Source organism: Spiroplasma endosymbiont of Polydrusus pterygomalis, assembly GCF_964030825.1.
Classification (GTDB): domain Bacteria; phylum Bacillota_I; class Bacilli_A; order Mycoplasmatales; family VBWQ01; genus Spiroplasma_E.
This window is the reverse complement of sequence record NZ_OZ034964.1, coordinates 533,406-553,471: the sequence shown is the minus strand read 5'-3', so window position 1 is coordinate 553,471 and position 20,066 is coordinate 533,406. Positions and strand designations below refer to the sequence as shown.

The following is a 20,066-nucleotide window of genomic DNA, read 5'->3' as shown; positions in this document are numbered from 1 at the left end:
ATAGTTTTAACAGGTGATTTTTTGCTAATATCTTTTCTATTAGAAATGCCATTTAATTTAATTTGATTTTGTTCTTTTTCTAAATTTATTAATTTCTTTTGATATTCTTGAAATTCTAACCATATTGTTTTTGGTTTATAAAAAAAGCCAGGACCAACAATTGACTTATCTTTTTCATTTTTGACAAAAATATCTTTTATTTCTTTGATATGTTCAGATTTTAAATATTTTGAAAATTCAATCTTTTCCTTTCAGTTTTTATTTCATTCGTTAATTTTTTGAACATAAGTTTTAAAGTTTCGGATTAATTCTTTTTTTAATCTTTTAAATGATTTTATTTTATTTATTTCTCCAATTTTTTGTAAACAATTTAAAAATTTTGGGAGATTGTCAAAAATCCGGAATAAATTACTTCATATATAGTCTTATTATGTATAGACAAGAAATAATTAGGATTTTATGTAATTGTATCTAAATAATATAATTTTTTTAAATTAATTGCAACTAAAATACTTATAATTAAGTTTAGTAAGTGCTAAAACTTATTGAATAAAGTTAAGGAGAATTTAAAGATGAAACTCAAAAAATTACAGTTAATAACTGCATTACTATTTATCTTAACTATTTTAATTATGAGTACTGGTTTAATGTTAATCGGTTTTAGTAATTATCATTCACATATGTTTAATTTGCTAACAAAAAGTTATGAAAGGTTAGAAAAAATGGATTTGAAATATTAAGTACAACTAGTATAACTCATATTTTAAGTTATTCTGCGGATTATATATCTCATATTAGTCATAATAATAAAAATTATTATAATTGGTTACAATTACAAGTTGGCATTATTTTTTGTGTAATTCTAACTCCAATTTTAACATTTATAACTACTTCTTTATTATTTTTTAATATTGGTTTAAAAGTAAAAATAAAAAATAATAATTTTTGAGATGCTATACAAAATTGTGAAATAATAAATAATTATTAAATTCATTAAAATTATGTTTTCAAATTTATTTGATTACATTTAAATATAACCATTTTTAAGTAAATAAAAATACTGTATGTTCTATTAGCAATCATTTCTTTTAAAACATGTCAAATATTAGTTTCAGTAAAAGTACCAATATTTCATTTTTCAGATTGATTAACAATACCTTGTTTATTATTTTTAAAATACTGTTTCTTTAACTTTTTATGATTAGCTAATTCTTTATATAAATAGTAAATTAATTCATCATATTGACCATTATTAATTAAATTTTTACAGTGATTATATTCTTTTACATATTTTCCTTTATTTCCAGCCATTATTCCAAGATATAATGTTCTAATTAAATGAAATTTATCTAAAACAAACTCAGCACCTAAATAATCTGCGACATCTTTAATTCATCCTGCACTATCTCCACAAATAATAATTTTTGCTTGTTCAATGTTTTCATAAAATTTTTGACAATGTTCTTTAATAAATTCAGCAGTATTTTTAACTCCAATTGCTGTTCTTGTTGGTCTAATAATTGCTTTTACTCTTTTATTTTGTACTTTGTGATTAATATTATCTGTATATGTTGTTATTAATCTCATAGAATGTTTTGTACCTTTACGTTTAAAATTTCAAAATTTTTTGTGACCATCATCAATTGCTACAAAAATAGGTTGATTTGTTTCTAACTTTACTTTTTTTGGATTTGCTTCAAATACTTCTAAATTTTTAAAAACTCTATGGATAGTACTAAGACTAATATTTGCCTTTTTTATAATATCTCAAATATCTCTATATCTTTTTCCGTCAGCAAAATATTCAATAATAGTTTGTTCAATATCTTCACCAATTCTTTTATATTTAGGTAATCCTAGTATTTTATCAACTAAACAAACACGAACTAATTTTTGTAATTTTTCATTAAAATATTGATAAATTCTTCTTTTATAACTTACTAATCCATATATAGTTTTTCTTGTTCGATATTGATAATCAACAATTTTATATTTCTTTTTATCTCTTGTATTTTTTATTCTTCAATCTCATTTTTCTCATTTCTTTGTTATATGTTCTAAAATTAATTTGTCAATTTTTAAATATTCTTCTCTAAAATTTCATTTATATTTAAAACTCATATTTAATTCTCCTAATCTTGTTTTTGTACCAATCATTAATTTTAATTTACATAAATTTAAAGTGTTAAAATATAATAAATTATATTAATAATCTATTTTGTTTTATTTTATTCACAATAATCCACATAAAAACGTAATTATGATTAAAATAATGCTACTGTGAAAAAAAGCATCTTCACATTTGCCATATAATAAACAAGTGACATAAAATTAATAGTATAGGTCTCACAAAATAAACACCTTTTATTTAGGCGTTATTTTGCGTTTAAATGTATACTTGTAAAAATAATAAAAAATAAGTACAATTTAAAAGTAAAATTAAGGAAAAAGGAGAAAACTATGAAAACTAAAAGAAAACATGTATCCATTCAAAAAAATAAACAATTATACAATTTTAAAAAAAACTATCAAAATGATTATCATCAATTTAATGCTAATGTTATTCAAAAAGTTGAAAATTATAATGAAAATAGTTTAGTAAATAATGAAATTATAACTAATAAAAATAATAATAAAATCTATGATGTACCTAAAGATGGAAATTGTTTATTTTGAGCAATTATAGTTGCATATTTAGAATCAGTAAAAAAAGAAGAAAAAACATTTAAAAAAAGATATAAAGAACTTTTTGGTAATATAAAAAATTGAAAAAAAATCTTTAATTTTTCTAATTTTGATTTTATAAAAAATAATAATTTAGTTTTATTATTTCGAAATCGTGTTGTTAATTTTATGAAAAAAAACAATAAAGATTTTACTTTTTTTATTAGTGAAAATATTAATGATGAATATTTTGAAAAAATGAACAAAAATGGTACATGAGGTGGTGAACCAGAAATTAAAGCAATTTCTGATTTATTAAAAACAAAAATACATGTAAACAAATACGAAAATAATAAATTATTACTTTCAAAAACATATTCAAATTCAGAAAGTTCAAATAATAGTTATGAAAATGAAATAAAAATTATTCACATAAATAATAATCATTATCAAGCTATTTTAATGCAAGAGAAGTTTGGAGATAAAAATGAAGTTTTAAATACCAAACTAACAAATTCAAAAAAAAAATTAGAACACTATACAAAATCTATACCAATTAATATTAACGTTGCTCAAAAAGTTGAAAATTACAATCAAAACAATTTAATAAATAACTTAACTAGTATTTCAACAGAATATATTAAAAAAATTAATAGAGAAAATGAAATAAAAAATAATAAAATTGAATATCTTAATAAGATTTTACAATTAAAAATTCAAAATGTTAAACAATTAAATATAAATGTTTCTTATTTATCTGAACTTATTGAAAGACAAGAAACAATAATAACTAATGATGGGAAATATATTGATGATTTGAATAATAAAGTAAATCAAAATGAAAAAATAGTAGAACACTTATTACAAATAATTGAAAAAAAAGATTTGATCATACAACAAAAACAAAAAGAAATTGAAAAATTAACAACTCAAAATTTTAGTAAGAAAAAAATTAATATTATAGAAGATATAATAATTAACCAATCACAAAAAGAGGTAAGCCAAGATAGTAATTTTATAAATGATTTTTTAAATAAAGCAAGTAAAAAATCTCCAGAAGAATTTTCAAAAAATAAATCCTCAATCTTATTTAAAGATATAAGTTCACCAGAACCTATTACTTTTGATTTGTCTCCTGGAAGTATGAGACTTATAAATAATGAAGAATATATTAATTGTAATATATCAATAGATGATATTATACAAAATCAACCTTCTACAAGTACAGGAATATATCACTCATAACTAATAGAAAATAATACAATCATCATAAAAAGGAGTAATTAAATATGAAAACATGAATAAAAACAAATTTAAGTAAAATAACATTAGCATTAGCACTAACTGGTGCTACAACTGGAACAATAGGATTAATCATGGGGGGGTGCTTACCCATAATCTTAGTGGACTTAAATATTTTTTATCACCAAATAAAAAACCTATAATGGGTGTTCAAAAAATATGAATGTCAGACATTCATAATATATCAGTTGATATTAAATATGAATTTAAAATATATTTTGCTGATAGTCCTGAAAAATCAAAATTTTATAATGGTGGAGAAAACATTGAAAGAATAGATATACCATGAATTAAAGATTATTATCCTAATGGGTATTTTAATAATTAAATTTCTATATTTATATAAGAAATATTTTCATTATATTTATCAAATAAACTAATATTAGTTAAATTTAATTCTTGTTTATCGGTTATTAAAACTAAGTCATAATTTCCAGCACCAAATATACCACTAATTTCTATTCGATTTAAATTATTAATCGGATTTTCTATTTGTAATTCAAATTCGCTATTATTATCAATTTGTAAAATTTCTTTATAAAATTCTAATTTGGAAAATAATTGAGATTTATTTGAACCATACAAATTTAAAGCATTTTCAATTTTATTTTTATTAATAATTGCTCTTGTAAAATATTTACCATATTCACCATTACCTAATGTTCAATCAGCAGGAATTAAAGAAGTTATATTATTACTTTCTAATTCATTTGTAATTGATAATCAATTAAATTGATTATCATCAAGTTTAAATAATTCGTTTTGACTAATATCATTATTTTTTAATTTAATGTTATTTATATCTGTAAAATCAAAATAAACAGATTTCAATATTACTTTTAAATCTTTAAATTCTCAAACTTTATCAGGTGTAGAATGTATTGGATTTGATTTTAACTCAAAATAATAAGGTAATAGTAACTTATAATCATCATTTAAACCTTTATTAATAGACATTGTTGAATAAATATTATTTGATAACATAATAATTAGTTGTTTAAATATTTTCACTTGTTCTAAATTTATATAATTAGGATAATCTAATTTTCATTGTTTAAACAAATTAGTAATTACTTCATCGGGTTTTTGGCCTTCAAATTTTTGCCTTAATGCACCAATTGGTTGTAATTTTTCATTTTTTGGGTCAAAACCATTAAAATTTCTATTATAACTATATGTATAAGTTAACATATCTAATAATACTTTTTGTAAACTATCATTAGTTGGTGCATCTTTTATTTCAATTTCAATATCTTTAAATTTATCATTTGTAGCAACATATACTCCACCAATTTGAGTTAAATTTCAAACTTCTTTATCTTTCAATTCTCTTTCACCATTCAATGGTCATGTACTAACTACATTATCATATCCCAATCAAGCATTAGTTACTCTTGCGTTATTAATGATTTCTTTTCTTGTTTCTTTACCCCCACCAATAGCAATTAAATCTAAAACTGATTTTTCTTGTCCTATAAATTGTTTTGCTAAATTTCAAGGTAATATTTGTTCACTAAATCATTGTTGTAATATTCTAACTTTTGGTTGAGTTTCAATTGGCATTGATAATAAGGGAAATGCTATCTTATCTTTAACAAATAATTTAGGGTATACTTCCATATTGTCAACTTCACCAAGTACCTTTATATTGCCAAAAATCATACTTCTAGGGGCTTTAATTTTTAAACCAATAACTTTTGTATCTTTATCTAATGGTTTTTGTAATTTAATAATTATTGGATAACCATCCCTTGTTTTAAAATCTTTAATTTTAATAATAGTAATACTTTTAGTACTTCTAGTTTTTGGATTTTGATAAGGTTGAGAATAATTATTAATAATATATAAATTATTAATATTATTTTCTGTTAACGGTTCATTAATAGATACAGCATATAACTTAAATTGGTTTAATAATTCTATTTCTTGAAAAATTAAATTTTTAATGTCGGTCATATTATATTCAATTGTATTATCATTAATATTAGTACTTGCTCTTTGATTTAATTGCATAGTAAAGTCAGATGTTTCAACAGCAGTAGTTTTTAAAACTTTTTCAATATCAATAAAACCAATTTTAATAGTATTTGCTGAAAATTTTAAACTATTATTTTCATTATTTTTAAATAAACGTTCAATTTCATAGATATAAATTGTTCTTTTTTTAAATTCATCATATGCTCTATTAATATCTCGATCATTAGTAGCACGCATCATATTAGTAAAGTCATAAGGAATATTATCAATTAAATAATCATTTTCTACATCTGCTTGATTAAGTTTAGTTTGCTTTTGTTTCTGTGGAAACTTCGTTTGTGGTTTGTTGTTGTTGTTTTCCATTGTTTTCTCCTATTAATTGGTTATTTTCGGGATTAAATAATTTTAATTTAACAGTTAAACTATTAATTTCTTGTTCATCATCAATATTAAATGTTTGACTATTTAATAAATCTTTATCTACACTTACTAATAATTGAATAAATTTAAGAATATCAATATTAAATTGTCATAATTTTTGTTCAATATAATTAATAGTTGAAATATTAACTGCTGTACTTTCGGGAACTGATTGTTATGCTGATTTCTTTTGATTTGGAATATGTAAACCACAACGTTTAGATATTTCATTTATTAATCAATCGTATATATCAGTTAAATTCTTGCCTTTAAAATTACTACTAGTCATATTGACACTTTCGTTTTGTTCATTATTATCACCAGCACTTTTAAATATATAGTTTTTAGTAACTAATGTTTTTACTGCTTCTTCCATTAAAGATTGAACATTACCATAAGTTTGACTAAAAATAAACTTCGGTGAGTTTAAAATAGTGTCTAAAACAATTTGTTCAAAAATAACATCTAATGCTTTAATTTTATCCATTACTTTATTACAATCTGCTAACTCATTTGCTTTATTTCGCATAATTGCTATTGGTATATAGTTAATATTTAAGGTTTGTTCTTGTAATAAATTAGGATTATTAATATATGTTTTAAAATCTAATGGAAATTGTTTTTTATTATCACTAATACTATAAATTGCACGATTAATTGTTACTTGTTCATTATTTAATGTATAAACTTCAAATAATCTTACCATTTGTGAATTTTGTTCATAATTATCATAAAAAATAGTACATTCAATTAATTTACCAGTAATATCATAAACTCTTTGTTGTATATCAACTACTTGAAAATATAAATTATCATTCGCAATATAAATTAAATAACCACTAATTCCTAATTTACTTAATTTAAAAATAGAATTTCAATTTTTTCTATAAAATTCTTGTTGAATTAAATATTGTTTAATAGTTTCATTATTAATATCTAATGGAGCATTATATAAATTAGCGTTATTTTCTGCTACAAAATCAGTAAAATAAGTTTCATGGTTAAAATTATTAAAACCAAAATAACTTAAAATAGAAGCATGAGTACTTTTATTTTTATTAGTTAAAAACTTTAATTTTTCACCTTGATTATCAGTAATATTTGTTTTTTCTTTTCTTTTAAAGAAACTTAACATAATATTCACCACCTTTCTAAAATATTTGATTAATTTTTAACATAATTTTGACAATAATAAATATAACTAAAATTGCTGTTGCTGATGATAATAATAAACCAATTAAACCTAAAATAATTTTTAAAATTTTAAAAAACATAATCTTATTCCTGTAATTCTTGTAATTTTCATAAATAACCTTGATCAGTTATTAATTTTATTAATTTATTATTTACAATATTAATATATGAAATTCTTTTTAAACTTGGAAGAAAACATACTCAATTTGATGATGTTTGTGGTTGTCAAAATATTTCTATTATTTGTGTTGGAGTTTTGCCAAATGTACTCGTACTAAAAGGATTCAAATCATAAAATATTTTATAAAATGTATTTGATTTTAATTGATAAGAATGAATAGAATTACCACTTAATGATATTGCTACATCTTTTCATTTTGGATAAGGTGTTGGTGTTGGACTTTCTTTTAAATTTATTTCTCATTCATTTTCTCTAATTTCTTTTGTTAATAAAGTTTTTGAATTAATTTTTATAGGCTTTTCAAAATCTATTACTTCTGGTGATTTTATTTCTAATGTATTACTTTTAATTTCATATAAATCCTCTGCTTTTAATTCTTCAAGCCTATATATTGCTCCACCAGTATCGCCACCATCTAATTTTAAAGTTCATTTTGTATTATCATAAATCATATTTAAAACAGCATCACTATTACCTATTTTTCTTGTAGTAATTTTTCTTATACCAGTTCCAATTGCTTTTGCAGGTGTAAAAAAGATAACTTCTTTATAACCATTTTGTAATGGTACACTTGTTTCACAAACTAAAAATACACGATAAAGAGCATTTAAACTAGGTGAAAAATTACTTCAAGTTCTATCATCAATTCTTTCGCCTATTGTTTTTCATACAACAAGTTTTTTAATTAAATCTTTTATTTTTATTAGTTCATCATCTACATATTTTTTATTTGGAATATCTTTATCATCTGTTACATTAGGATTATTTCTATAAATTAATGTTTTTCCACCAACATTAGTTTTAATAATTTCATTAACTAATCTTGTTGTATTATCTTTATCATCTTTATTATTAAATATTTTATTTTCATCAACTGAACCACCAGTAGCATTAATAACATTATTATCATCAATAGTAATATTAGTACCAGCAGTTAATTTATTTTGTTTTTTATCAATATTAGTTTTATTTTCATTAATAGCACCAACAATAGTTTTATTAGTAGTTTTTAAGTCATTTAAACAATTGTAATTATAAGTTAATCCTTTGCAAAATAAATTACTATCATTAATACTAATTATATTATTTTCATTAATATTAAGAAATGAACCTACTTTTAATTTATCTTGTTTTTTATTTAATAATTCATTAGTTTCAATTTTTGTATAGTAATCATGCTCAGTATTATCTTCTGCTATAAATTCAGTTGGTGTGCCTTTTCCAATATATTGATATATATTATAAATTATTGTTTCATAATATGTTGTAGTACTAGTAGCAGTAAATTTCCTTAAATCAAAATCATATCATAATATTACATCAGCAATATCAACATCAATATTTTCAATTACTATATGATTTTGTTCGGTAGAACCACTAACCCTTACATTAGTTTTTGTTAATTTATTAACACTAGTGAAAATTTGATTATTATCCATAAATGTATATATTCAATCAATGATATATCATTGATTTACTATAATTTCTTCATTATTAATTTTCTTTCATAAAGGACTAGTTGCAATATTAAATCAATTATTTTTAATATCATCAATATTTTCATTTATTTTAATTAATTCACTATTTAATTTGGTAATTTCATTTTCATTGGTAGTAATTCGTTTTTGTTGTTTAGCAGAAAAGTCAGCAGTTGCAGCATGGGTAAAATCACCAACTTGGGGATTATTTTGTAAAGCTTCGGGTGGTAATGTTCCAATTTCATCAGGTCAATCTAAAATCATTGTTTCAGTTTTTGGGTCATATTCAGTTGCTACATAACCTTTATTTATAAAATTTGTAATAGGACCCCTATATATCTCATTTTCATTATCATTAACTAAATAATCATATAATTTTATTTGTTTTGATAATGTAAATGCTTTTTGTTCTTTAATTAATTCATCAACTTGATTTCTAGTATAAAATGCTTTTAAATCAATTTTTTCAATATCTATTTCATCATTATTATAACTTGAAAATATTTGTTTTAATTCTGTTAATCTTGCTCATATTTTCATTCTACTAGGTGCTAAATCTCAAACATTAATACTAGGAATACTATTTGCACTAAATGATGTACCATTATTAAATTGAATAGTAGCATCAACATTAAACTCAATTGGTGTACGATTAAATACTCAATGTTCAACACAAACATAAACCATATCTCTTAATGTTTCTTTAATTAATTCATCTTTAAAACTATCAAAAGGAAATTTAGATAAAATAAAATTAAGATAAGCATTAATATCATTTTGAGCACGAATAGCAAAAGTTGTAAATCAATCCTTAACATTAGGTCATGTATTTATATATTGTTGTGGTGTTTCTATAATTTTTCCAGTTAATGGATATCAGTTATTATAGTTTTCTAAACTGACATCAGTTCAAAGTTTATTAATCATAATTTATCATTCCTTAAAAAATGCTTTTTTATAATGCTTAGTTTTTGTTTTAGTTTTCCTATGCACTATATGAATAACTTCTTTTTGTAATTTCTTTTTACCTTTTGCTACAACTTGACTATATACAAATTTTTCTAAATGATGTAATAATCCTGTACCAAATAATGTATTAACTGAAAATTTTAAACCAACACTTTTAAATGATTTATTAATATTTTCAATAGGATTATTAATAACATTAACTACTTTATGGTAAGTTCTTACTATTCTAAATATTTCTCTATAAACTTTAAAACTATCTCTAATTACTTGTTGAACAACTGGTGGAGCAAATGCAATTGCTTTTAATCATTTATTACGACTAACTCCATAACCAATGTATCAACCACTATATCAGCGATATCAATGGAATGGATGTATTTGAGTGATAAAAGTTTCTGCTTTAAGAATACTATCAATAACTATAATTGGTTTATATTTAGGATTACGATGATAAATAGTAATTGCACATTTACTTAATGATAAAGGTTGAATTTTGCAACCCATAAATACAGGTGAATTTAATGGGATTAATTGTGCATGTTTAATTGCTTTCTTTTCTGCACTAGTAAATAAATCTGTTGCTTTTTCTTTTAATTTATTAATTTTTTCAAATACTTGTTTTTCTAACTTTTCAAATTTTTCTTGTAATTTATATATACTTTCTCGTAATTTTTCAAAATATGGAGTATCTTTTCAAAATTTATTTAAACCTTTTTTTAAATAAAATCTAATATCAAAATACTTAAAAATTTTATTTGCTTTTAAAACAACCTTATGAATTGAACTCTTTTTAAAATTAAATTTAATAGCATTAGCACGAATTTTTTGTAAATCTAAAATTAAAGATTTACCATATCTATTATCTGTATGTATTGTATGAACTAAATTTAATCAATCATGTTGATTCATTTTTAATACTTCTTTTAAATCAGTATTATATTTTTTAAAAAAATTATTTGCTTTTTCAATATCTTTAATTTTAAACTTTGGAGTTAATTGTGGACTTAATTTTATTAATGTATTTTGTAATAATAAATAATCTTTTAACTCTTGTACTTCTAATTTTTGAAAATTATTTTTATATTGTCTTTCAGCAACATAACCTAAATTTTGGATTATTGTCTCACGATTAGGAGCAAAACTATAATTAAATAAATAACGTTTATTACCAATAATTTTATCTGTTAAAATTTCTTTACCACTTACTTGACTAATAATTTCTTGTAAGTTTTTTGCTTCTTTAATACCAATTTGTTCTAATGTTTTAGTTTTTTGTGCTAATTTAATAAATTTAGTTGTACGATAACCACGACTAATTTTATTAAGTCCAGCAAATGCAGGTAAGATATTAAAAAAAGTATTTAATGGTGTTACATTTCCTTTTAAATAATCATAAACTTGATTAATAGTAAAATCAGTTAAAAACTCTACACCAACAGCACTAATACTAGCAAGTAAATCACTTGCACCTAATCCAAGTGCTATACTTTCACTTAATCCACCAGTAAAAGGAGCAAGTGCTACTGCTATTACTTGTACACCAATTATTTCTAAAATTTCTCATCAAAAACTTTTATTTTCTTGTTGTTTACTTATTCTAGTATGTTTTGGTTTATTGATATTTAAAAGTATTGCTGTACTAGTTGTACCAATTGGCATGATATTAATTTCCTTTATTTAAGAGTTATTTTAATTAGATTTGTTGACCCTTTATAATTTATATCATTAACATTGGCAGTAATAGTTATATACAAGTCACCTACTTTTTGTTTTTGATTACTTACATTAGTTTTTCCTTGGACATCACTAAAATATTTAATATTTGGATTTATTAAATTTGGATTTAATGATTTAAGTTCATTAGTACTTTTTATTTCTGTATCTAATTCATTATTATTTTTATTAACATTTGCAGTAATATTTGTTGTTAAACTTGTAATTTTAGTTTTTAAATCAATTTTATCAGTATTAATAATTCCACATAACATTCAACGTGAAGTTTTTTCTTCATCTGTTATATAAGGTATTGCTTCACCAGTTAATTCTCCACCAACTAAATATCTTCTTCCAACTTTACCATCATTTATGTCTTGTACATATACAACTGTATTTTGTAACATATATCTTTTCATTGCTCTTGGTGTTGCTAAGACAAAAGACATAATTTTAGTTTCATTATTATCAGTAAAAGTCATATAGTCATCCATTACAATTTGACATAATACACCTTTGATATATAAATTTGTTCCATTTAATCTTAATTGTTGTGCTATTTGATTATCAGTAATTAAACCTTTATTATCAGCTAAATAAACTAAACTATCATATAAATTATTAGTAATAAAAAATTGACAATTATTACTATTTCTTAATTGAAATAAAGTATTTCAAGCAGATAACATTGATTTTAAATAGCCTACTGGTGTTGTATCAGTAATATCTAATCTAGTTGCATATTTTGCAATTACAGTTGTATCATTATTTGCTAAATAATCTGCTAAATCATTTGCTACTTCATATTGCATTGTATTTAATAAATTTTGTCCATTTTCAGCGTTTAAATCAACATTAGCAATTATTTCACCTGCAACTGCTTCTTGTTTAATTTCTTTTAAAATTTTAATAGTTTCAGCATAACTAACATCTAATCCTTTACTTTTATCATTTCATTTTAATACTTTAATTTCTGAATTTTTTGGTTTTTTAACTATAAATTCAATTTTTGTAGAATTAACCATTTCAATAGGAAAAAAACTTGCTCATGGTGAATTTGATTGTTTATAAAATTCTATAAACTCTGGTGCTTCTACTAATTTTTCGGTATTATCTAAATTTTGATTGAATGGTACTGACATTTTTTCATTTCCTTTCTGTTATAAATTATTTTTCTTTTTATAATCCAATAAAGTACTTTTTATTGAACTTGGTTGATTTGTTATTATTGTTTGTTGTTTACCACCTGTATTTATTATTTCTTTAAATACTGGTTGTTCTTTAATCATTTTTTTAATAGCTTCTTCTATTTTTGAATTTTCTATATTATTAGTTTTAAATTTTAAATAATCATAAAATTCACTTTTAACTTGATATTTTTTAAATATATTAATTATTTCTTTTTCCTTAATTTCGTTATTTAATTTATTTAACTTATTTTCTGCTTCATTAACTTTATTTTCTATTTCTTGTGAAGAATCATTATTTTTAATTAAAGGTTCAGTTGCTTGTTGAACATTATTTTCATTTTCTAACATTTACAGCACCCCATTATTTAATTTCTTTATTAATTTTTTCATTAAGTTTTGCTAATTTTTTTTGATGTTTTATAATTTTATTATTTGCTCTAACATGTTTTGGAGTTGTAATAAATCTTTTTAATAAAACAATAATTTCTCGACAAATTAATATACCTGTACTTATTCCAATTGTTTCAAGTGCTTTTAAAAATTCTTGCATTTCCATATTTTCCTTTCATTTTTTTATAAAGTAAGATTACTATTACTACGTTGTAAAGCATTATTAGCTGTATCATCTCAATCTAATGAAACATTAGAATTATGACTGCCATATTGACTACTTGTTTCACTATTAATAGTAAATCTATCATCATTAATTAATCTTGTTGTTTCATTTGTAAAGGAAGTTTCTTGCATTTCTATACTATGATTTGTTTCCATAGGTAATAAATTATGAATAATTTCACTTATTCCTGCAATAATAGTAGGTATTGCATAAGCATTATTAAAATCATTATTAATCCCCATCGCAACACCACTACTAATTAAACAACCACCAGTTGCCATATTTGCTATTTTTTGTATCATTGCAAATTTATTAGGTATTAACTCAGTTAAACCATTAATAACATTGGCGATACCATAAGCATTTAATGAAATATAAGTATCTCAATCAATTAATGACTGATTTTCTTGTTTATCTAATAATAATCATGGCGGTCCTTCCGTAGTAGTTGGAATTGGTGTTGTTGGAATAATAGGATTAATATTATTTTCAGTTCATTTACTATAATTTGCTAAACCAATTGTTCCTAATCCTAATAATATTTTTTTACTACTATTAATTAATTTAGTTTTAGTGGTTGGTTTTTGATTCAAGTTTCAAATATCTAAACCTAATTTTTTACCAAATAATAAAGAATTAATTGAACCTAATATGGGATTAGCAATTACTTGCCCATAATATGCACTTGTACCAATCATTGCACAAATAGGACTAATTCCCGTTCTTATTAATTTAGTTAAAGTATAATTTGATTGATTTTCTATATTTGGCATTTTAATCTCCTTTAATTTTCTAATTTTTTAATTGTTACTTTAATTCAACCTTGATAAACATCATTATCACCAACTATTAATGCAACATCACTTTCAGGGTCAGAAACAATGATGTGTTTTGATTTAACATTAGGATATTGTCTTAAAATAATTGCTCTAATATCATTACTTGTATGAATTGCTTTGGGAAATGGTGATAATATTTCAATTTCATCTTTATCACCAAATAAAGTAGGTAATATAATCATTAATGAAATTCTCCATTTTCTATAAACTCAATTACTTTATAATAAGCAGTAAGTTTACCTGCTTCTTTTAATGAATCACATAAACAAATACTAATTTGTTTATTTAACCAAATAATTAATTTTTCATTATATTTATTGATTACTTTTTGTTTAAACTCTTCTCTTATTTTTTTTATATTATTCAAATGTTCTTCTGTTATCTCTTTATTACGTTTTTTATTATATTCATTAATAATTTTTTGGTCTTTATTCATTATCAAACTCATCACTTCTTATTTTTTGAACTAAAATATCTAATAATAAGTCTATTTCTGTATTCTCATATTCTTTTTGTGATTTTTTAATATAGTTAATTAATTTTTCTTTATTCATTATTATTCTCCTTATTTTTAGTTAAATTATTAACTATTTTTTCTAAACATTTCAAACATCAATTTTTACTTAATCAAATTCTTTTATTACAATATTTACATTTCTTCATTTTTACTCTTTTCATTTTTTAAATCATTTAACATTAATTGAACAAAATGCACGATTTTTAGGAATATTTAAAGTATTAAAGATTTGACCACTTACTATAATTTCATCATTTTTGTTTAATAAAATACATCGTTTATAAAATTTTGGGTTATTAAAAATTAAAGTAACATAGTTTAATCCATTTCATTGTCCACGAACACTATAATATAATTCTTTATTACCTTTTTCATAATGTTTTGCTTCAATAGTGTTACTCAGTTTTACTGTTAATTTCACATAATTTGATTTATCTTTCATTTTTAAAATTCCTTAAACAATATTGAATATGTTTATATGCATCTTCTTCATGTTTTGTTAATTTTATATTTCCTTTATAATTTTCTATTTTGTTTTTATTTTTTGGATGGTTTTCTAAATAATCTCAATTCATAACATCTTGTACTAACACCATTAATGCACCAATAATTTTAGGAGTTGCTAATGGATTAGTTAATAATTGTTTTGCACTTAAAAAGAAATTTTCTACAATAACTAATATTTTTTTATTATTAAACTCTTGTTTAATCGTTAAAAAGTATTCTTTAAACAAATTTTTACTTTCTAAAACAGTTTCTGCTTTAAATGTTTCATTAAAAATAATATTATTAGTTTCATTTGAATATATAATAATTCCATTACTACCTATTCCTGCTGGGTCAATACCAATAATTAATTCATATTGCATTATTTTTTATATCCCCTACTTAATCTAATATTTAAAATACAGTCATAACAAATTGCTTTACCGTTTTTATCTCTTAAAAAATATTTTCTTGTTTTAATATCATTAGTATTAAAAAATAGATAATCTAATTTATATTGTTTACATGTTCAACAAAAATATTTTTTCATTATGAATTAAAATATTCTTAGTAATATTATTTTCATACAGTAAATGCAGCAATTAAAAGAGCAACAGTTATCATTAAAACTATTGTAGATATTATAACAATAGTAGTTAAAGCAAATTTATTATTATAAATTTTATCAATAAATTTTTCTTTCTTTATTTCATGAGTTTTAATATTTTTTGTTTTCATAATTAATTTTATCCTTTAAATATGCCCTGTTTGCTTTTAGCATAAATGGCATATATTTTTGTTTTTTTTATTTATTAATACTATTAATATTATTTTTCTTAGAAAAATGGGCTCAAAAATAAATTTAAAAAAAAATAAAAAATAAAACCAACACTCGCTCACTAGGGGAGTGGCAAGGTTGGTTAAATAAAAAATAGAATTAATATAATAGGTCCCTACAACAGGTCTATATATACTAATTACTAATTCGCTCCCACCCCAAGAATTACCATTATTTAATGGTTAGTATATTTTATTAGGCATCATCCACTTTTTATTTATCCATGCAAGTCCACATGTTTTAGCTACTATTTTTAACAACTGTGTTATAGTTCACTTTTTTAGTTCCCTAACACGTGTTGATAATAGTGTTAAAGAAGGTTATTAATTATTAACTTTCTCCTACTTGGTCACTGCGTGTAGTAGATATTTAAAGGATGTTAATAATAAAAATTTTAAAATTTTACAATTACAAAAAAAGACAAGATTATTTCTTGTCTTTTTCCTTACTAATTTAATTTGTTTAAAATACGTAGTTTATAAGGGTTAAAGAGATTTTCAGTTGTCTAATTTTTCATTACTTTTAAAATAATTCATTTAGAAATAATTTACTAATATAAAATTAATTATTTCGTAAATTTGACAACCGCCCAAAATTTTTCTTGCATTACTGACAAGACATATGTTTAACTTCAAAACCAGAAGCAGTAATGCAATTCTACTTCTAAAATATTTATTTTATTATTTTGTTCTTCTATTTTTTGTTCAAATTCAATTTGATACTTATCTTTTACCTTTGGAAACATTCACTTTTTTAGTTTTTTAGCAAATTGATATAACTGCTTGATACAAATACCAACAGCAAGACCAGCAATTGCAAAAGGTAATCAAGTAATAACACTAGCTGACACAAATGGAACTATTAATGGCGTAATTATCATCTTCGCAATAATTGAAATAGCACCTCAGGCAAGAAAAAAGATGAAGCCGTGGTACATTTTTCATATTAATCTTTTAATAATTCAATATTTGTCTTCCGTTTCTAATCTAATATTATTTACTTGTTTTTTATTTGCAGTATTTTTTATAAATTCTAAAAATGATGTTCTAATAATAGTTGTATTTCTAGATTCTTGTTTTATAAGTTCTTCATTATTTTCAAAATAAATTATTGACTCTCAAACTTTTCTTTTTTCATTATCATATAATCTTGATATAAAAAATATTTTATTTTTTCTTGCTATTATTTCATCATAAATAAAATAATCTTGATTTCTGGTTTCAATAATTGTTTTAAATTGAAAATATCTTTTATCTTTTGCAATTAAACAATTTTCAAATTTATATGTTTGACCATTATGTCAATTTTCATCATTTTTAGTAAATAAAACTGTTATTTTTTTTCATTCTTCTTCAATAATAGTTTTTACTTGTGAATTCATTTTAATTCCCCCTTATTTATAATAAAACCCATCCGTTTAAAATAATGGGTTTTTATATTTTACACTTATTTTTGTTAAATTTTTAAAATGATGTAATAAACTTTTTAAATCTTAAAAAAGATTACTTTTTATAGTAACGTTACTTTATCAAAAAATTAATTAAGAAGTTATTATAATTTTTGATAAAGCTGACTCATTAATCATCCCCATATTATTAATAGTAAAGATTAATGTCTTTTGTTCTACTTTAATAATACTACTTCAAGCTGCTCAGGGTTTTTCACCAGCCATTCTAATGTTTGTTATAATTTTTTTTAAATCTTAAATTGTTGATTTTTTTGGAAAAGTATGTGTTTTACTAGCTCCAAATTTAAATCAAGGGTGACTATCACTTTTAAAAGCTGTTCTAGGAATATAGCAATATTTTGGTTTAATTTTACTAATAAAACATTACCAAGAGCATTATCACTACCATGATGTAAAACTTGATAAAAATCAACTGCTTTAATATAATTAGCAGTTTTAAGTATTTCGTTTCCTAATTGATTTTCAGTAGCACCACTAATTAAAAATCTTTTACCATAATATTGAAAAGAAATCATATTAGTTTTATTATTTTCCTTTTCATTACTTTTTTCCTTAAGATTTTCCATTCATGTTTTAGCACTATAACTTCAATCTTCAAAAACAATGTCATCAACTAAATAATTAGTTTTAATGCCTTTAGTAATTTAATATTATGAGCTTTTAAATCTACTCCAAACTCATAATTTCACTTATTATATGAAATATTTGAAATAATTCTTTTAATGGAAAAATTAGCAATTACATTTCTTAAGTTACTATAATGATCAGTATGAAAATGTGTAAAAAAAATGCATCTATCGTTTCGACACTAGCAAGTTTTAAACAATCAACTAATGTTATATTATATTGATATTGTTTATTCTTTCAACGTGTTGGGATACCACCAATTCCAGTATCAAAAATAATTGCACTTTTTGATCTTGATAATTTAATAAAAGAAGAAAGATCATTACCAACACTAACCATATAATATTTTAAATTTATTTAAAACAAGCCTAATTAGGCTTGTTTTATTTTCTGAATACTTTTAAAAAGTCATATAAATTTTTAAAACGTGTCTATAAGCAATTTGATTGTTTAAAATTAATTTTAAATATATCAAGCTATTGCTATTGCAATAGCTTGATTTTATATTTGTGGTGAGTTTGGTTGATATCCATTTGTTAAAGACTGATTTGAAATATCTACTAATTTTGTTGAATTAATTTCATTAATATCTAAAATTTTATTTTTAAAAAATTGATTTTTGTAACATTCTAAATATTCTGTTCTTCAATAATGATTTAAAATTTTATCTTTTGATTTGAATTTTGAATAAAATTTATATCAAAATTTATTTATAAGCAAATCTAATTTATAAATATTTTCAATAATGTCATTATTGACATTATGATCATTAAATGCTTTTTTTAAATCTAAAATTGTCTTTTTTAAATTCATTATATTTTTATTTTGTTCAATAATTGCATCTTTAATATTTTCTATTTCTTCATTAGAATAACAATTTTTATTAATGGTAATTTCATCTAAAATTTCATTATTTTTTTTATATAACTGTATTGTATTTAATATTTTTTCTTTAAAAATATTAAAATTTTCTAAAATCATTTTTTCTCCATATCTAAAATTTTTATTTTTTTTCTTCTGCTATTGTTGCATTTATATTGAAAAATCATTTTTATTATCAAATTCTGATTTTGTAACAGGTATATTTTGATTTTCTCAACGATTATTTATATTAATAATTTCTTTTTTTCAATGAATTCTTTTTTCTTGAAATTTTTGTGCTACTGCTTCAAATTTTATTTTTTCCTGTTGACATGCAATATCTGCTAATAGTTCTAAATCTTCTAAATTTTCTTGTTTATTTAATCGTTCTTTTACTTTATGAAAAGAATTTACTTCTACTTGTTCTTTTTCAATAAAATCAATTAATTTATTACCATTTTTATTAATAATTCGTTTTCAAATTATTTTTTTCTTTTTACATTTCATAAAAAATCTTCCTTTCAAAATAAAAACCCATTTACTTTTAAAATAAAGTCATGGCTTAAAAACTGTATTAATTTAATATACAGTATATAGTATAAAAAAATAAAATTTAATTTGTAAATAAATTAAACATTTTTTAAAAAAAATAAAAAAAGTTCCTGTATAAAATAAGGAACTAAAGTTTTTAGCAGTTATTTGAAATTTATGTTTATGTTTAAATTA

The 20,066-nt window shown here is 21.6% G+C and carries 26 protein-coding genes; 4 read left to right on the top strand and 22 right to left on the bottom strand.

The annotated features are described in order from the left end of the window. The first annotated feature begins 572 nt into the window (after positions 1–572). Positions 573–740, top strand: coding sequence for a hypothetical protein (locus ACQH25_RS02760; protein ID WP_425381706.1), 168 nt, complete (start codon positions 573–575; stop codon positions 738–740). A gap of 259 nt (positions 741–999) precedes the next feature. Here the strand turns inward: ACQH25_RS02760 and ACQH25_RS02755 are convergent, their stop codons facing one another. After that, on the bottom strand, positions 1,000–2,121 hold the full coding sequence (locus ACQH25_RS02755) for an Mbov_0401 family ICE element transposase-like protein (protein ID WP_425381705.1): 1,122 nt from the start codon (positions 2,119–2,121) through the stop codon (positions 1,000–1,002). A 339-nt stretch (positions 2,122–2,460) separates the two neighbouring features. Here ACQH25_RS02755 and ACQH25_RS02750 point away from each other — a divergent pair, with 339 nt between their 5' ends. The 3 genes from ACQH25_RS02750 to ACQH25_RS02740 are packed head-to-tail and all read left to right on the top strand — an operon-like array spanning position 2,461 to position 4,294. Further along, positions 2,461–3,909 carry a hypothetical protein gene (locus ACQH25_RS02750; RefSeq protein WP_425381704.1) on the top strand — a complete coding sequence of 483 codons (1,449 nt, stop codon included), beginning with the start codon at positions 2,461–2,463 and terminating at the stop codon, positions 3,907–3,909. 44 nt (positions 3,910–3,953) lie between these two features. Beyond that, a complete protein-coding gene (locus tag ACQH25_RS02745) occupies positions 3,954–4,109 on the top strand; it encodes a hypothetical protein (RefSeq protein WP_425381703.1) in 156 nt (51 codons plus the stop codon). A 20-nt stretch (positions 4,110–4,129) separates the two neighbouring features. Beyond that, the gene (locus ACQH25_RS02740) at positions 4,130–4,294 is read left to right on the top strand and encodes a hypothetical protein (protein WP_425381702.1); all 165 of its coding nucleotides are present in this window, start codon (positions 4,130–4,132) and stop codon (positions 4,292–4,294) included. On the opposite strand, the gene ACQH25_RS02735 is transcribed toward ACQH25_RS02740, so the two are convergent. From ACQH25_RS02735 to ACQH25_RS02635, 21 genes are all read right to left on the bottom strand, one after another. After that, complete coding sequence (locus ACQH25_RS02735) at positions 4,291–6,306, bottom strand: hypothetical protein (RefSeq protein ID WP_425381701.1); 2,016 nt, start codon at positions 6,304–6,306, stop codon at positions 4,291–4,293. The genes ACQH25_RS02740 and ACQH25_RS02735 overlap by 4 nt on opposite strands. Positions 6,307–6,538: 232 nt before the next feature. Then, the gene (locus tag ACQH25_RS02730) at positions 6,539–7,498 is read right to left on the bottom strand and encodes a hypothetical protein (protein WP_425381700.1); all 960 of its coding nucleotides are present in this window, start codon (positions 7,496–7,498) and stop codon (positions 6,539–6,541) included. Positions 7,499–7,514: 16 nt separating this feature from the next. Continuing rightward, the gene (locus ACQH25_RS02725) at positions 7,515–7,637 is read right to left on the bottom strand and encodes a hypothetical protein (RefSeq protein WP_425380804.1); all 123 of its coding nucleotides are present in this window, start codon (positions 7,635–7,637) and stop codon (positions 7,515–7,517) included. A gap of 4 nt (positions 7,638–7,641) precedes the next feature. Further along, entirely contained in the window at positions 7,642–10,143 is a 2,502-nt protein-coding gene (locus ACQH25_RS02720) for a hypothetical protein (protein ID WP_425381699.1), read from the bottom strand. A gap of 3 nt (positions 10,144–10,146) precedes the next feature. Continuing rightward, positions 10,147–11,844 (bottom strand): hypothetical protein, encoded by a 1,698-nt coding sequence (locus ACQH25_RS02715; RefSeq protein WP_425381698.1) that lies wholly within the window; start codon positions 11,842–11,844, stop codon positions 10,147–10,149. A 14-nt stretch (positions 11,845–11,858) separates the two neighbouring features. Further along, positions 11,859–13,040 (bottom strand): hypothetical protein, encoded by a 1,182-nt coding sequence (locus ACQH25_RS02710; RefSeq protein WP_425381697.1) that lies wholly within the window; start codon positions 13,038–13,040, stop codon positions 11,859–11,861. A gap of 18 nt (positions 13,041–13,058) precedes the next feature. Then, on the bottom strand, positions 13,059–13,436 hold the full coding sequence (locus ACQH25_RS02705) for a hypothetical protein (RefSeq protein ID WP_425380725.1): 378 nt from the start codon (positions 13,434–13,436) through the stop codon (positions 13,059–13,061). 13 nt (positions 13,437–13,449) lie between these two features. After that, on the bottom strand, positions 13,450–13,644 hold the full coding sequence (locus tag ACQH25_RS02700; protein WP_425380726.1) for a hypothetical protein: 195 nt from the start codon (positions 13,642–13,644) through the stop codon (positions 13,450–13,452). Between the two features lie 17 nt (positions 13,645–13,661). Then, a complete protein-coding gene (locus ACQH25_RS02695) occupies positions 13,662–14,477 on the bottom strand; it encodes a hypothetical protein (protein WP_425381696.1) in 816 nt (271 codons plus the stop codon). An 11-nt stretch (positions 14,478–14,488) separates the two neighbouring features. Next, a complete protein-coding gene (locus ACQH25_RS02690) occupies positions 14,489–14,725 on the bottom strand; it encodes a hypothetical protein (protein ID WP_425380728.1) in 237 nt (78 codons plus the stop codon). Next, positions 14,725–14,979 carry a hypothetical protein gene (locus ACQH25_RS02685; RefSeq protein WP_425380729.1) on the bottom strand — a complete coding sequence of 85 codons (255 nt, stop codon included), beginning with the start codon at positions 14,977–14,979 and terminating at the stop codon, positions 14,725–14,727. The genes ACQH25_RS02690 and ACQH25_RS02685 overlap by 1 nt, the downstream gene beginning before the upstream one ends. After that, on the bottom strand, positions 14,972–15,097 hold the full coding sequence (locus ACQH25_RS02680; RefSeq protein ID WP_425381695.1) for a hypothetical protein: 126 nt from the start codon (positions 15,095–15,097) through the stop codon (positions 14,972–14,974). The genes ACQH25_RS02685 and ACQH25_RS02680 overlap by 8 nt, the downstream gene beginning before the upstream one ends. A gap of 111 nt (positions 15,098–15,208) precedes the next feature. Further along, positions 15,209–15,502 (bottom strand): hypothetical protein, encoded by a 294-nt coding sequence (locus ACQH25_RS02675; RefSeq protein WP_425380730.1) that lies wholly within the window; start codon positions 15,500–15,502, stop codon positions 15,209–15,211. Next, on the bottom strand, positions 15,492–15,929 hold the full coding sequence (locus tag ACQH25_RS02670; RefSeq protein WP_425380731.1) for a hypothetical protein: 438 nt from the start codon (positions 15,927–15,929) through the stop codon (positions 15,492–15,494). The genes ACQH25_RS02675 and ACQH25_RS02670 overlap by 11 nt, the downstream gene beginning before the upstream one ends. A gap of 193 nt (positions 15,930–16,122) precedes the next feature. After that, on the bottom strand, positions 16,123–16,284 hold the full coding sequence (locus tag ACQH25_RS02665) for a hypothetical protein (RefSeq protein WP_425381694.1): 162 nt from the start codon (positions 16,282–16,284) through the stop codon (positions 16,123–16,125). 725 nt (positions 16,285–17,009) lie between these two features. Further along, positions 17,010–17,765 (bottom strand): hypothetical protein, encoded by a 756-nt coding sequence (locus ACQH25_RS02660; protein ID WP_425381693.1) that lies wholly within the window; start codon positions 17,763–17,765, stop codon positions 17,010–17,012. 159 nt (positions 17,766–17,924) lie between these two features. Then, positions 17,925–18,056, bottom strand: coding sequence for a hypothetical protein (locus tag ACQH25_RS02655; RefSeq protein WP_425381692.1), 132 nt, complete (start codon positions 18,054–18,056; stop codon positions 17,925–17,927). Between the two features lie 23 nt (positions 18,057–18,079). Then, positions 18,080–18,418 (bottom strand): hypothetical protein, encoded by a 339-nt coding sequence (locus tag ACQH25_RS02650; RefSeq protein ID WP_425381691.1) that lies wholly within the window; start codon positions 18,416–18,418, stop codon positions 18,080–18,082. Between the two features lie 181 nt (positions 18,419–18,599). Continuing rightward, positions 18,600–18,818: a hypothetical protein gene (locus tag ACQH25_RS02645; protein ID WP_425381690.1), complete on the bottom strand. Its 219-nt coding sequence runs from the start codon at positions 18,816–18,818 to the stop codon at positions 18,600–18,602. A gap of 162 nt (positions 18,819–18,980) precedes the next feature. Beyond that, positions 18,981–19,460 carry a hypothetical protein gene (locus ACQH25_RS02640; RefSeq protein ID WP_425381689.1) on the bottom strand — a complete coding sequence of 160 codons (480 nt, stop codon included), beginning with the start codon at positions 19,458–19,460 and terminating at the stop codon, positions 18,981–18,983. Between the two features lie 51 nt (positions 19,461–19,511). Next, positions 19,512–19,847 carry a hypothetical protein gene (locus tag ACQH25_RS02635; protein ID WP_425381688.1) on the bottom strand — a complete coding sequence of 112 codons (336 nt, stop codon included), beginning with the start codon at positions 19,845–19,847 and terminating at the stop codon, positions 19,512–19,514. Positions 19,848–20,066 lie beyond the last annotated feature (219 nt).